The 13,989-nt window shown below is 71.4% G+C and carries 10 protein-coding genes; 5 read left to right on the plus strand and 5 right to left on the minus strand.

Features of this window, described 5'->3' with window-relative positions:
• Position 1 precedes the first annotated feature (1 nt).
• Genes FNV62_RS26095 through FNV62_RS26105 form a run of 3 tightly spaced genes read right to left on the minus strand, consistent with a single transcriptional unit; the run spans position 2 to position 2,788 of the window.
• Complete coding sequence (locus tag FNV62_RS26095) at positions 2-913, minus strand: ABC transporter ATP-binding protein (protein WP_054236923.1); 912 nt, start codon at positions 911-913, stop codon at positions 2-4.
• On the minus strand, positions 910-1,815 hold the full coding sequence (locus FNV62_RS26100; RefSeq protein ID WP_054236922.1) for an ABC transporter permease: 906 nt from the start codon (positions 1,813-1,815) through the stop codon (positions 910-912). Before FNV62_RS26100 ends, FNV62_RS26095 begins: the two co-directional genes overlap by 4 nt.
• Entirely contained in the window at positions 1,805-2,788 is a 984-nt protein-coding gene (locus tag FNV62_RS26105; RefSeq protein WP_054236935.1) for an ABC transporter ATP-binding protein, read from the minus strand. Before FNV62_RS26105 ends, FNV62_RS26100 begins: the two co-directional genes overlap by 11 nt.
• A gap of 258 nt (positions 2,789-3,046) precedes the next feature.
• On the opposite strand from FNV62_RS26105, the gene FNV62_RS26110 reads away from it, so the two are divergent.
• From FNV62_RS26110 to FNV62_RS26130, 5 genes are all read left to right on the plus strand, one after another.
• The gene (locus tag FNV62_RS26110; protein WP_186003218.1) at positions 3,047-4,807 is read left to right on the plus strand and encodes an SDR family oxidoreductase; all 1,761 of its coding nucleotides are present in this window, start codon (positions 3,047-3,049) and stop codon (positions 4,805-4,807) included.
• Positions 4,808-4,974: 167 nt separating this feature from the next.
• Positions 4,975-5,919 (plus strand): MerR family transcriptional regulator, encoded by a 945-nt coding sequence (locus FNV62_RS26115; RefSeq protein ID WP_143627241.1) that lies wholly within the window; start codon positions 4,975-4,977, stop codon positions 5,917-5,919.
• 134 nt (positions 5,920-6,053) lie between these two features.
• Positions 6,054-6,602, plus strand: coding sequence for an RNA 2'-phosphotransferase (locus FNV62_RS26120; protein WP_143652106.1), 549 nt, complete (start codon positions 6,054-6,056; stop codon positions 6,600-6,602).
• 88 nt (positions 6,603-6,690) lie between these two features.
• Complete coding sequence (locus tag FNV62_RS26125) at positions 6,691-7,602, plus strand: LLM class flavin-dependent oxidoreductase (RefSeq protein ID WP_097285410.1); 912 nt, start codon at positions 6,691-6,693, stop codon at positions 7,600-7,602.
• Positions 7,603-7,701: 99 nt separating this feature from the next.
• Positions 7,702-8,589 (plus strand): Cof-type HAD-IIB family hydrolase, encoded by an 888-nt coding sequence (locus FNV62_RS26130; protein ID WP_186003104.1) that lies wholly within the window; start codon positions 7,702-7,704, stop codon positions 8,587-8,589.
• Positions 8,590-8,700: 111 nt separating this feature from the next.
• Here the strand turns inward: FNV62_RS26130 and FNV62_RS26135 are convergent, their stop codons facing one another.
• Both FNV62_RS26135 and cydD read right to left on the minus strand, forming a co-directional pair.
• A complete protein-coding gene (locus FNV62_RS26135) occupies positions 8,701-10,383 on the minus strand; it encodes a GAF domain-containing sensor histidine kinase (protein WP_143627245.1) in 1,683 nt (560 codons plus the stop codon).
• A gap of 59 nt (positions 10,384-10,442) precedes the next feature.
• The gene (cydD, locus tag FNV62_RS26140; RefSeq protein WP_143627247.1) at positions 10,443-13,946 is read right to left on the minus strand and encodes a thiol reductant ABC exporter subunit CydD; all 3,504 of its coding nucleotides are present in this window, start codon (positions 13,944-13,946) and stop codon (positions 10,443-10,445) included.
• Positions 13,947-13,989: the final 43 nt, after the last annotated feature.

A 13,989-nucleotide genomic window follows, 5' to 3' on the forward strand; every position in this document is an offset into this window, starting at 1 on the left:
CCTACGCCGCGACGAGATACGAGAAGACGGACTCGAGGGACTCGTCGGACGGCGAGACCGTGAGCAGCCGGATGCCGTGCTCGCGCGCGACGCGCGGCAGCAGCGCCGTGAACCGGCCGAAGTCGACCGCCTGGATGCGCAACGCGCCCTCGGCCAGGTCCACTTCGATGCCGGACGTCGACGGATCGGCGATCAGCGCGGCGGCCAGTACCCGGTCGTCGCTGGAACGCACCAGGTAGCGGTGCGGGCGGTCGGTCATCAGGCGCCGGATGCGGCGGAAGTCGCCGCTGGCCGCGTGCCGTCCGGCGACGATCACCTCGATGTGGGCGGCGAGCTGTTCGACCTCTTCGAGGATGTGGGACGAGAACAGCACCGTGCGGCCCTCGTCGCCCATGCGGCGCAGCAGGTCCATGAGCTGCATGCGCTGACGCGGGTCCATGCCGTTGAAGGGCTCGTCGAGCAGCAGCAGGGAGGGGTCGTGGACGAGCGCGGAGGCCATCTTCACGCGCTGCCGCATGCCCTTGGAGTACGTCGAGATCTTACGGTCCTGCGCGTACTCCATCTCGACCGTGGCGAGCGCCCGCTGGGCGGCCTTCGCTCCGAGGCCGTGCAACTCGGCGTTGGCGACGACGAATTCCTGGCCCGTGAGGAAGTCGTACATCGCCTCGCGCTCCGGGACGATGCCGATGTGCTTGTAGATCTGTTCGTTGCGCCAGACCTGCCGGCCGTCGAGGGTGACGGTGCCGGTGGAGGGGGCGAGGAAGCCGCCCATCATGTTGATGAGGGTGGACTTCCCGGCGCCGTTCGGGCCGAGCAGGCCGGTGACGCCGGGGCCGATCGTCATCGTGATGTCGTTGACCGCCACCACGTTGCCGAACCAGCGCGAGACATGGTCGATGTTGAGCGTGGTCACAGCCCGACCTTTCGGTAGCGGCGCATCAGGAGGCCGTAGGAGCCCGCGATGAGCCCGAGGACGACGACGAGGTAGACGACTCCCTGCCCGGTCGAAGGGCCCTGACTTCCGGGGAAGGCGGAGGTGGCGCCGAGGAAGGCCGTCTGCACCCCGTCGATGAGCGTGATGGGAGAGAAGAGGCCGAGCCAGGGCACGGCCGAGGAGCTGGACTGCTCGAAGGCAATGGCCTGGACGGTCGACACGGCTCCGTAGGAGATGGTCAGCGCCGCGATGACGGCCGCGATGCCGAAGCCGCGGCGCGGGGTGACCGACGAGATGACCAGGCCGATCCCGGCGAAGAGAAGCGACAGCAGCGCCACGGAGACCAGCCCCTGTCCGAAGCCCTTCGTCTGGTCGACGAAGTCGAGCTTCGCCAGAAGCGCCCCTACGTAGAGCACGATCAGCGGCGCGGTCGTCAGGACGAACAGCGCCGAGGCCAGCGCCGCGTACTTGGCGCGTACGTAGTCGACGGTCTCGATGGGGCGTGAGAAGTACAGCGGCACGGTCTTGAAGCGCAGGTCGCGCGAGACGGACTGCGGTCCCTGGGAGGCGACGTACAGGCCGATGACGGCCTGCATGATGACCGCGTAGCGCGTGTAGTCGACCGGCAGGGCCTTCGCCTTGGTGGCGACCGCGACGGCCACCATGATGAGTGCGGGGATGCACATCACCACGAAGAGCAGCATCGGCAGCACCTTGGACTTGACCGAGCGGCCCAGGCCGTAGGAGCCGCGCAGGGACTGCGAGTACAGCGAGCGGCGTGCGTAGGCGCGGCCCAGGCGCGGGCCGTCGTAGTGGCGGTAGCCGATGTCGTGGATCCGGGTCTGCTCACCGCGGGGGGTGAGGGACTGCTCAACTGCCATGGCCCACTGCCTCCTTCCGTACGCCCTGCACGTCCGTCCCGTCCGTCTGTTCCTGGCGGAAGACCTCCGCGATGTGGTGGCGGCGCTGCTCCATGCGGATCAGGCCGAGGCCGAGGTCGGCGACGACGTCGCGGACGAGGTCGTAGGTCTCCTCGCCCTCGGCGGTCAGCAGCAGGATGTGGCCGGCGCCCGGCAGCCCGCTGCCGTCGTGGGTCTCGACCCCGCGCGCGTGGAGCGCCTCGCGGACCGCGCTGGTGCCGTCCGGGTGCTCGTCGGTGTCGGTGACCTCGATGGCGAGGGTCGTCGTGGTCTGGGTGAAGTCCGTGGTGGAGCTGGACCGCAGCAGCTTGCCGCCGTCCACGACCACGACGTGGTCGCAGGTGCGCTCCAGCTCGCCCAGCAGGTGCGAGGTGACCAGGACCGAGATCCCGAACTCGGTGTGGATACGACGGATCAGTCCGAGCATCTCGTCGCGGCCGACCGGGTCGAGGCCGTTGGTCGGCTCGTCGAGGAAGACCAGCTGGGGGTCGTGGACGAGGGCCTGCGCGAGCTTGACGCGCTGCTTCATGCCCGTCGAGTAGCCACCGATGGGACGGTAGCGCTCCTCGTACAGTCCGACGTGGCGCAGGGTGTCCGCGGTGCGCTCGCGGGCCGCGGCCGGCGGGAGCCCGGACATGCGCGCCATGTGGACGACGAACTCGGTGGCCGAGACGTCGGGGGGCAGGCAGTCGTGCTCGGGCATGTACCCGACCCGCTCGCGGATGGCGCCGCCTTGGGTGGCGACATCGAGTCCGAGGACTTCGGCGCGGCCCTCGGTGGCGGGGGAGAGACCCAGCAGGATCTTGATCAGTGTGGACTTGCCGGCTCCGTTGGCTCCGACGAGTCCGGTCACACCGGGTCCGACGTCCACGGAGAGCCGGTCAAGAGCGGTCACCCGTGGGTACCGCTTGCTCAGGCTTTCGGTCGCGATCACAGTCACGTTGTCGAACGTAGTGGCGCACACCACAGCGGTCGTCAACCCACGGAGCTGTATCCGCGTCCGACTCCAGTCGTACGGGCCCGTAGGGGTCCGCCTGAAGTCGAACAACCGGCGGGGGTTTGTCCACATCGGACCGGTTGTCCACAGGTGCCGCGCAAGTCTATTGACGCAGCCTCTAACAACTGTCACATTCGCCAGTGTCACGTTACGGACACGTACCGTGCGGCGCTGGACGAAGGAGAAGTGACTCTCGTGACTCTCGAAGGCGCGCGCGAGCGCCGGGTGCGGACGGGTGGGATCGAGCTGTGCGTCGCCGAGCTGGGCGATCCGGCGAAGCCCACGGTGGTGCTCGTGCACGGCTATCCGGACTCCAAGGAGGTGTGGTCCGAGGTCGCCACCCGCCTGGCTGAGCATTTCCACGTGGTGCTGTACGACGTCCGTGGCCACGGCGGATCGACGGCCCCGCAGCCACTGCGGGGCGGGTTCACCCTGGAGAAGCTGACCGACGACTTCCTGGCCGTCGTCGACGCGGTGAGCCCCGACCGCCCGGTGCACCTGGTGGGGCACGACTGGGGTTCGGTGCAGTCCTGGGAGTTCGTCACGGTCGCGCGCACCCAGGGCCGGATCGCCTCCTTCACCTCCATGTCCGGGCCGTCCCTCGACCACTTCGGCCACTGGATCAAGCGGCGTGTACGGCGGCCCACCCCGCGCAGGGTCGGCCAGCTCCTCGGCCAGGGCGCCAAGTCCTGGTACGTGTACCTGCTGCACACGCCCGTGCTGCCGGAGCTCGCCTGGCGCGGCCCCCTCGGCAAGCAGTGGCCGAAGATCCTGCGGCGGGTCGAGAAGGTGCCCGCGGGCGACTATCCGACCTCCTCGCTGCCGACGGACGCGGCGCACGGCGCATGGCTGTACCGCGACAACGTACGGGCCCGGCTGAGCAGGCCACGCACGGACGCCTACGCGCACGCGCCCGTGCAGCTCGTCACGCCCCTGGGGGACGGGTTCCTCTCCGAGCGGCTCTACGACGACCTGGAGGAGTGGGCCCCGCAGCTGGTGCGTCGCACCCTCCCGGACAAGCACTGGATCCCGCGTACGCGGCCCGACCAACTGGCGTCCTGGATCACGGACTTCGTGCAGGCCAACGAGGACGGCGTGCCGGTGCGGGACACCATCGCCTCGGGCAGGTACGCCGACCGGTTCGGCGGGCAGCTCGTGCTGGTCACCGGCGCGGGCAGCGGCATCGGGCGGGCCACCGCCCTGGCGTTCGCCGAGGCCGGCGCGCGCGTGGTGGCCGTCGACCGGGACGCGGAGGGCGCGGCGCGCACGGCGGAGATGTCCCGGCTGATCGGCTCCCCCGAGGCGTGGGCCGAGACGGTCGACGTCTCCGACGAGCAGGCCATGGAGAAGCTCGCCGAAAGGGTCGCCGGCGAGTACGGCGTGGTGGACGTGCTGGTGAACAACGCCGGGATCGGACTGTCCGGGTCCTTCTTCGACACGACTCCGGAGGACTGGAAGAAGGTTCTCGACGTCAACCTGTGGGGCGTGATCCACGGCTGCCGGCTCTTCGGCAGGCAGATGGCCGAGCGTGGGCAGGGCGGCCACATCGTCAACACCGCGTCGGCGGCGGCGTACCTGCCCTCGAAGGCGCTGCCCGCCTACAGCACCTCGAAGGCGGCCGTGCTGATGCTCAGCGAGTGCCTGCGCGCGGAGTTGGCCGGGCAGGGCATCGGCGTCTCGGCGATCTGCCCGGGTTTCGTGAACACGAACATCACCTCGACCGCGCACTTCGCCGGGGTGGACGCGAGCGAGGAGAAGCGCCGACAGAAGAAGTCGGCGCGGCTGTACGGGCTGCGCAACTACCCGCCGGAGAAGGTGGCCGACGCGATCCTGCGCGCGGTCGTCCGCAACCAGGCGGTCGTGCCCGTCACCCCCGAGGCGCGCGGTGGCCGCCTGATGTCCCGGCTGGCGCCGAGGGCGCTGCGCGCGATCGCGCGGATGGAGCCACCGCTGTGAGGTTCGTGGCCGCCCGCAACAGGGGCGCGGGAAAGGGCCTGTTGCCCACTCTGGAGGAGCTCGGCACGGCCATGTCCCGCTGTCCGCGGCGGTCGTACCATCCCTCGCAGGAGGGCTCGCCGCGCGGGGCCGTCGCGTAGTACCCAGGGGGTCGGGAGGCAGGCAGCGTGAACGACGAGCCGGTCCGGGTCGCGTACCGCATCGAGGATCTGTCGCATCACAGCGGCGCCACGGTCCGGACGATCCGCGCCTACCAGGACCGCGGGCTGCTCCCCCGCCCCGAGCGGCGCGGTCGCGCCAACGTGTACGCGGACGCGCATCTGGCCCGGCTGCGGCAGATCGCCGACCTCCTGGACCGTGGTTACACCCTGGCCTCCATCAAGGAACTCCTGGAGGCCTGGGACGCGGGCCGGGGGCTGGGCGGGATCCTCGGGCTGGTCGCGGAGGTCGACGGACCGTGGAGCGACGAGGAGGCCGTGCGCATGTCGCGGGCCGAGCTGGACGAGCGGTTCGGCGGCCGTCCGGACGACGCGGCGGTGGCGGAGGCGGTGGAGCTCGGAGTGCTGGAGCGCGTCCCCGGCGCGGGTGAGGTGTATCTGGTCCCGAGCCCCCAAGAGCTGGCTGTGGCGGTGGAGTTGTACGCGGCGGGCGTTCCGCTGTCCGCGATCTCGGGCCATCTGCGGGAGTTGAGGGGCAAGGTCGAGCACATCGCCGCGCGTTTCCTGGAGTTCACGACCGAGCACGTCTTCGCGCGCTATCTCGGTGAGCATCCGCCGAGCGACGCGGAAGCGGCCGAGGCGGCCTCCCTGGTACGCCGGCTGCGACCGCTCGCGCAGCAGACGGTGGACGCGGAACTGGCCCGCGCCATGCGGCTGTTCGCGACCCGACACCTGCGTGAACGTCTTGGGGCGGGACCGTCCCAGGACCCTGGGGACGAGACGCGTTCCGTCCAGCTCCCGCTCGCCACAATGCGGGCCGTGGAGACCCTGGTTGGGTCCGCGCAGGTGGCGGCCTTCGTCGCGGCGGCCGTGGAACGGGAGGTCCAGGCAAGGACGTTGGACCATCTCACCTCAAATTACAACAATCACAATGTTATTGGCGAAACGCCGTAAATCTTCTGCGTGTTGTCCACAGATTCGTCAATTCACCTGTGGATAACCGGACTTGCTTGTGGATCAAACCTCCGAACCAAAATCAAATGCGTGATCCGTCTCTCGCCAGGCACGCTGGCAGGATGAACGAACCGATGGATGAAAGACGCACCGTGAAGGTGTCGAAGTACCTCTCGAAGCATCTGCGGCATCAGCCCGAGCGGATCGGGCTCACGCTCGGCGAGGGAGGCTGGGTCGAGATCGACACGTTGATCGCGGCAGCGGCGGAGCACGGCTTCCGGATCACCCGCGAGGAGCTCGACCATGTGGTGGCCACGAACGACAAGCGGCGCTTCGCCGTGGAGGGCACCCGCATCCGCGCCAGCCAGGGCCACTCCGTCGAGGTCGACCTCGGACTGCCCCCGGCGACTCCGCCGGAGTACCTGTACCACGGGACCGTGGCTCGCAATCTGGACGCGATCCGGGCCGAGGGCCTGCGGCCCATGAACCGGCACGACGTGCATCTCTCGCCCGACCGCGACACCGCCACCCGCGTCGGTGCCCGCCGCGGCCGGCCCGTCGTGCTCGGCGTGGACGCCGCCGCCATGCACCGCGACGGCCATGTCTTCCGGGTCAGCGCGAACGGGGTGTGGCTCACCGAGGCCGTACCCCCGAAGTACCTGCGCTTCCCCGGCCCGCACTGATCGGCCGCCGACCGGCGGGCCGAGGGGCGCCGGTGGAGCGATCACGCGGTGGCCACGACCACCCCGCGGCTCCGCTTACGCTCGATGCATGAGTCTGCGTCTGAGCACTGTGATCCTGCCGTACCTCCGCTGGCACGAGGGCGGGCGTGCCGCCTGGCAGCGTGCGGAGCAGCTCGGCTTCCACACCGCGTTCACGTACGACCACCTGGCGTGGCGGACCTTCCGGGACGGCCCCTGGTACGGCGCCGTGCCCACGCTCACCGCCGCGGCCGCCGCCACCGACCGGCTCCGCCTGGGCACGCTGGTGACCTCGCCGAACTTCCGGCACCCGGTGACCCTCGCCAAGGAGCTGATCTCCCTCGACGACATCTCGAACGGCCGGATCACCCTGGGCATCGGCGCGGGCGGCAACGGATTCGACGCCACGACGCTTCTGAAGAGCGGCCAGGAGCCCTGGACCCCGCGCGAGCGCGCCGACCGCTTCGGCGAGTTCGTGCCGCTGCTCGACCGCCTCCTCACCGAGGACTCGGTCTCCTACGACGGCGACTTCTACGCGGCACACGAGGCGCGCAACATCCCGGGCTGTGTCCAGCGGCCCCGACTGCCCTTCGCGGTGGCCGCCACCGGCCCGCGCGGCATGAAGCTCGCCGCCCGCCACGGACAGGCCTGGGTGACCACCGGCGACCCCAAGTTGTACGAAACGGGCACCCCTGAACAGTCGGTTCAGGCCATTCACGGACAGGTGGAGAAGCTGGCCGCCGCCTGTGCCGCGGTCGGCCGTGACGCGTCCGAACTCGACAAGATCCTGCTCACCGGCTTCACCCCGGACCGTGGCCGTCCGCTGGAGTCCCTCGACGCGTTCGTCGACTTCGCGGGCCGGCACGCGGAGCTGGGCTTCACCGACATCGTGATCCACTGGCCCATCCCCGACTCGGACTTCGCCGCGGACGAGAAGGTCTTCGAGCGCATCGCCATGGAGGCCCCGGCGCAGCTGGCCTGACGGCCAGATCCATGGCGGAAGGCGACAACGGGGTGTAACGGCACTGGTGAGAGCGGTAACCACTCACCTGTGCGGGCTCCCGCACGGCCGTGCGGGCATATGCGCGAGAATGGCCCGGTGACCTCAGCGACCCGACAGCCAGAGACCCCGGCAGCCGCCCTTCCGCCGCGCCTGATCGCCACGGACCTCGACGGCACCCTCCTGCGCGACGACAAGTCCGTGTCCGAGCGCACGGTCGCCGCCCTCGCCGCCGCCGAGGAGGCCGGCATCGAGGTCTTCTTCGTGACCGGCCGCCCGGCCCGCTGGATGGACGTCGTCAGCGACCACGTCCACGGCCACGGCCTGGCGATCTGCGGCAACGGCGCCGCCGTCGTCGACCTGCACGGCGGCCCCGGCGCCCACCGGTTCGTCAAGGTCCGGGAGCTGGCGCGGGAGAACGCGCTCGACGCCGTACGACTGCTGCGGGAGGCCGCGCCGGGCACCGTGTTCGCCGTCGAGCAGACGTACGGCTTCTACCAGGAGCCCGCGTACCCCAAGCTGCACATGGAGATCCCCGACAACCTCGCGCCCGCCGAGCGGCTCCTGGCCCCGGACGCCCCCGGCGCCGGCGAGCCGGTGCTCAAGATCCTCGCCTTCCACCACGAGCTCGACCCCGACGCCTTCCTCACCGTGGCCCGTCGTGCCGTCGGCGACCGCGCCACCATCACCCGCTCCAGCCCCAGCGCCCTGCTGGAGATCAGCGGCCCCGGCGTCTCCAAGGCCAGCACGCTCGAACTGTGCTGCGCCGAGCGCGGTATCTCCCCCGAGGAGGTCGTCGCCTTCGGGGACATGCCGAACGACGTCGAGATGCTGACCTGGGCGGGCACGTCGTACGCGATGGGCAACGCGCACCCCACCGTGATCGCCGCGGCCTCCGGTCGCACGGTCGCCAACAACGAGGACGGGGTGGCGGTCGTCATCGAGAAGATCCTCGCCGAGCGGCTGTAGGGGCGGCTGGGCAGGTAGCAGCGGCTGGGCAGGACCGGCGGTTTCCACAACGGCCCGGGGCTCCAAAGCGGTGCCGCGCCCGGGGTCCAAACCGGTTCCGTCCTCGGGTCTCTAAAGCGGTTCCCCCTGCGGAACATGCGGCGCCTGCCACACCACCGTCGTACCGCCGCCGTCGGCTCCGGGCCCCGGTCCGTACCAGCTGTCGCCGCCCAGCGACTCGGCGCGCCGCCCGAGGTTGCGCAGGCCGCTGCGCCGGCCGCCCTCGGGGATGCCGACGCCGTCGTCCTCGACGGTCAGCCGGACACCCTGCCGACCGTCCGGCAGGACGACGGTCGCGTCGACGACGACGTCGATGCGGGAGGCCCCGGCATGCCGGAAGGCGTTGGAGAGTGTCTCACGCAGGGCCGCGATGAGGTTCTTGCCCGTGAGTTCACCGACCGCCGAGTCGACCGGCCCGACAAAACGGTGCGTGGGCTTGAAGCCGAGCGGCACGGCGGCCATGTTGATCTCCCGCAGCACCCGGGTGCGCAGCCCGGACGGAACTTCGGCAGGTCCCTGTTGGAGCGCGAAGACGGCGGTGCGGATCTCCTGGATGGTGACGTCGAGTTCGTCGACCGCCCTTTCGACGCCCTGCCGCACCTCGGGCACGGCCGAGTTCCGCTGTGCGCTCTCCAACATCATCCCGGTGGCGAACAGCCGCTGGATGACGAGGTCGTGCAGGTCACGGGCGATCCGGTCACGGTCCTCGTAGACCGCGAGCCGCTCCCGGTCGCGCTGTGCCTCGGCCATGATCAGCGCGAGCGCGGCCTGCGAGGCGAAGTGCGCGGCGAGGGTGCGCTCGTTCTCGGTGAAAGGTCGCCCGCCCCGTTCCCGGGGAGTGACGAGGGCTCCCAGGAGACGGCAGTCGCTCTGCAGGGGAAGCATCATCGTCGGCCCGTACTCGCGGGCGAAGTCGGTGACCATGCGCGGGTCGGTGGCCGCGTCGTCGAGGAACACGGCCTCTCCGTCGAGGAGTTCGGCGACCAGTTCGCTCTCCGGCGGGACGACGGCTCCCAGCACCTTGGAGGGGCGGTCCTTGGCGACCGCGCTGATCTCCAGACCGCCCTCCGCGGCGGGCAGCAGCACGATCCCGGCCACCGATCCGGAGAGCCTGCGGGCCTGTTCCGCGACGACCTGGAGCGCGTCCTCGGGGTCGTCGGCCGACAGGAGTGCCCGGGTCACGGCCACCGAGCCGTCGATCCACCGTTCGCGCTGCTGGGCGGCCTCGTACAGCCGGGCGTTGCCGATCGCGATACCCGCCTCCGCGGCCAGCACGCGGACCATGCTGAGGTCGTCGTCGGTGAACGGGCCACCGCCACGCTTCTCGGCCAGGTACAGATTCCCGAAGATCTCCCCCTGCACCCGGATCGGAACCCCCAGGAAGCTGCGCATCGCCGGATGGTGCTCGGGAAATCCGCACGCGCGCGTGTCCTCGTCCAACCGCGCGAGCCGTACCGGCGCCGGGTCGTGGATGAGCGCCCCGAGCAGCCCCTTGTGTCCGTCGGGCAACTGCCCGATCCGCCGGGCGGTCTCCTCGTCGACGCCGTGGAAGACGAAGTCCGCGAGTCCCTCGCCGTCTTCCGCCACGACCCCGATGGCGGCGTAGCACGCGTCCGCCAGCTCGGCCGCCTTCTCGCAGATCCGGTCCAGCGTCGCGTGCAGCTCCAGCCCCGACCCGATCGACCGCACCGCCTCCAGCAGCCGCGGCACGTCCGGGCCGCCGTCCGGACGAGGGGAGGCGGGGACCACTGACATGCCTCGAGAGTAGTTAGTCCCCTTTGGTGCGGAAAGTCGGATCGTTGCCCGGGGAGCCGCTAGCGCGCCGCCGCCCCGGCCAGCAGATCCCCCGCCGCCTCCCGCTCCAGCATCTCCCGCAACGGCCCCTCCGCCACCGACAGCTCCGCGTACGCACCCCGCTGCGCCACCCGTCCCGCCGCCAGCACGATCACCTCGTCCACCGCCGCGAGACCGGCCAGCCGATGGGTGATCAGCAGCGTCGTACGGCCCTCGGTCGCGGCCAGCAGGTCCGCGGTGAGCGCGTCGGCCGTCGGCAGGTCGAGGTGTTCCGCGGGCTCGTCGAGGACGAGCACGGGGAAGTCGGCCAGCAGCGCGCGAGCGAGCGCCAACCGCTGGCGCTGACCACCGGACAGCCGCGCCCCGTGCTCACCGATGAGCGTGTCGAGTCCGTCGGGCAGTCCGTCCGCCCACTCCAGGAGCCGGGCCCGCGCGAGCGCGTCGCGCAGCTCGGCCTCGGTGGCGTTCTTCCGGGCCAGCAGGAGGTTCTCGCGCACCGTGCTGTCGAAGAGGTGCGCGTCCTGGGCGCAGAGCCCGACCAGTCGGCGCACGTCGTCCCCGTCCATCCCGTACGCGTTGGTGCCGCCCAGCGTGTACGTCCCCGCCTCCGCGTCCAGGAACCGCAGCAGCACCTGTGCGAGCGTGGTCTTGCCGGAGCCGGAGGGGCCGACGACGGCGACCCTGCGGCCCTGTTCGAGGGTCAGGTCGAGGCCGGCGAGCGCGTCACGGTCCTGTCCGGCATGGCGCGCCCTCAGCCCCTGTACACGCAGCGGGAACGGCGACGCGGGCGCCGGCTGCGGGACCTCCGGTTCGCGTACGGGATCGGGGGCGTCCAGCACCTCGTACACACGCTCCGCACTCCTGCGCACCCGCTGCCGGTACTGGACGGCGAGCGGCAGCCCCAGGACGGCCTCGAACGCCGCCAGCGGGGTGAGAACGACCACGGCCATCGCCACGCCGCTCAGTCGCCCGCCGGCGACCGCCTGGGCGCCCACGAGGGCGGTCGCCGCGACGGTCAGTCCGGTCGCCAGCGCGGTGAGCCCGTCGCCGAGCGCGGTCGCGGTGGCGGCCCGGGAGGCGATGCGGGTCAGCACGGTGTCGGCCCGCCGCGCCTCGGCCGTACGGGTGGGCAGCGCGCCCGCGACCGTCAACTCGGCCGTCCCGGTGAGGAGGTCGGTCACCCGGGTCGCCAGGGCGCCACGAGCGGGGGACAGCCGGTGCTCCGCGCGGCGCGCCACGGCGCCGGTCAGAAGCGGGACACCGACCCCGGCCGCCAGCAGCCCGGCGGCCAGGGCGGCCCCGGCCTCGGGGAGCAGCCAGGCGGTGAAGCCGACGGAGGCGGCGGACACGAGGAGCGCCGCCCCGGCCGGCAGCAGCCACCGCAGCCAGTAGTCCTGCAAGGCGTCCACATCGGCCACGAGCCGCGACAGCAGGTCGCCCCGCCGGGCCGTGCGCAGTCCGGCGGGGGCCAGGCGCTCAAGGCGTCGGTAGACGGCGACGCGGGTGTCGGCCAGCATCCGCAGCACCGCGTCGTGCGACACGAGCCGCTCCGCGTACCGGAAGACGGCCCGGCCGATCCCGAACGCCCGCGTGGCGGTCACGGCCAGCATCAGGTACATCACCGGCGGCTGCTGCGACGCCCGCGAGATCAGCCACCCGGAGGTGGCCATCAGCCCGACGGTACTTCCGAGGGCGAGGCTCCCGAGGAGAAGGGCGAGCGCGAAACGACCGCTCCGGGGGCCGGCCGTCGCACGGACCCGGGCGAGCACACCTCCGCGTCGCGAAGGGGCCGCGTGGGCCTCTTCCGTAGCGGCCGCGGGCACGCCCTCCGGCTCGACCGCCGGGAGCTCCTTCGCGCCCTCGCCGTGGACGGAACCGGTCGCGACGACCGACGCCGCGGCCTCGAGCCGCACCACCCGGTCGGCCACCTCCAGCAGCGCGGGCCGGTGCACGACCAGCAGCACCGTCCGGCCGACGGCGAGCCTGCGCACCGCCGCCACGACCTCCGCCTCCGTCGCCCCGTCCAGCGAAGCCGTCGGCTCGTCGAGCAGCAGCACGGGCCGGTCCGCGAGAAACGCCCGGGCCAGCGCGAGACGTTGGCGCTGCCCGGCGGAGAGTCCGCTGCCGTCCTCGCCGAGGACCGTCCCGACCCCGTCGGGCAGGGCGTCCACGAACTCCAGCGCCCCCGCGTCGGCCAGCGCCCGCCGCACCGCCGCGTCGTCGGCGTCCAACCGGGCGAGCCGTACGTTCTCGGCGATCGAGCCGGCGTAGAGGTGCGGGCGCTGAGGCACCCATGCCACCCGAGACCGCCATTCCTCCGCATCGGCCTCGGCGAGATCGACTCCTCCGATCCGCACCCGCCCCGCGACGGGCTCCACAAACCCCAGCAGCACGTTCAGCAGCGTCGACTTGCCCACACCGCTCGGTCCGACGACGGCCACCGTCTCACCGGGCTCGACCGTGAAGGAGACATCGGAGACCGCGTCCCCGGAGCGTCCCGGATACCGGACCGTCACTCCCTCGAAGCCGATCTCCCCCTCCGGCGCGACGAGCGAACCGGTGGTCGGCACCGGGGTCTCCAGCACCGAGAAGATCTCCTCCGCCGCCGCGAGCCCCTCGGCTGCGGCGTGGTACTGCGCCCCCACCTGCCGCAGTGGCAGATACGCCTCGGGAGCGAGGACGAGGATGACGAGCCCGACGTACAGATCCATGTCGCCGTGGACGAGCCGCATCCCGATGGTCACCGCGACCAGGGCGACCGAGATCGTGGCGAGCAGCTCCAGCGCGAAGGACGAGAGGAAGGCGATCCGCAGCGTCCGCATGGTCGCCTGGCGGTACTCGCCGGTGATCCGCCGGATCGACTCGGCCTGCGCCTTGGCCCGCCCGAAGACCTTGAGCGTGGGCAGACCTGCGACCACATCCAGGAAGTGCCCCGAGAGCCGGGACAGCAGTCGCCACTGACGGTCCATCTGGGACCGGGTGGCCCAGCCGATCAGCGCCATGAAGACGGGGATGAGCGGCAGGGTCACGACGATGATCGCCGCCGACACCCAGTCCTCGGTGACGATCCGCGCGAGCACCGCCACGGGCACCACGACCGCGAGTCCCAACTGGGGGAGATAGCGCGAGAAGTAGTCGTCGAGCGCGTCCACTCCCCGCGTGGCGAGGGCGACCAGCGACCCGGTCCGCTGCCCGCTCAGCCACCCGGGACCGAGCGCGGCGGCCCGCTCCAGCAACCGCCCCCGCAACTCCGACTTGACCGCCGCGCTCGCCCGGTGCGCGGCGAGTTCGGTGAGCCAGGAGACAACCGCTCGCCCGATGGCGACCGCGACCAGCAGGACCAGGGGCGTCCGGAGCTCGGAAGCCGAGTGACCGTGCTGGAAAGCACCCACGACCACTTCGGCGATGAGCATCGCTTGGGCAATGACCAGCGCCGCTCCGGCCGCGCCCAGCCCCACGACCGCCATGAGGAAGAAGCGAGTGGCGCGGGCGTACCGCAGCAGACGCGGATCGATTGGTTTCACGTGAAACACACCCTTGGCTCATCCGGCATGTTTCACGTGAAAC

The sequence above is a fragment of the Streptomyces sp. RLB3-17 genome (assembly GCF_007113425.2).
GTDB classification, from domain to species: domain Bacteria; phylum Actinomycetota; class Actinomycetes; order Streptomycetales; family Streptomycetaceae; genus Streptomyces; species Streptomyces mirabilis_D.

What these genes read in the sequence shown, in the direction of transcription:
- FNV62_RS26100 (WP_054236922.1), bottom strand. Translation starts at nt 1,815, where the DNA reads ATGGCAGTTGAGCAGTCCCTCACCCCCCGCGGTGAGCAGACCCGGATC.
- FNV62_RS26120 (WP_143652106.1), top strand. Translation starts at nt 6,054, where the DNA reads ATGGATGAAAGACGCACCGTGAAGGTGTCGAAGTACCTCTCGAAGCAT.
- FNV62_RS26125 (WP_097285410.1), top strand. Translation starts at nt 6,691, where the DNA reads ATGAGTCTGCGTCTGAGCACTGTGATCCTGCCGTACCTCCGCTGGCAC.
- FNV62_RS26130 (WP_186003104.1), top strand. Translation starts at nt 7,702, where the DNA reads ATGCGCGAGAATGGCCCGGTGACCTCAGCGACCCGACAGCCAGAGACC.
- FNV62_RS26135 (WP_143627245.1), bottom strand. Translation starts at nt 10,383, where the DNA reads ATGTCAGTGGTCCCCGCCTCCCCTCGTCCGGACGGCGGCCCGGACGTG.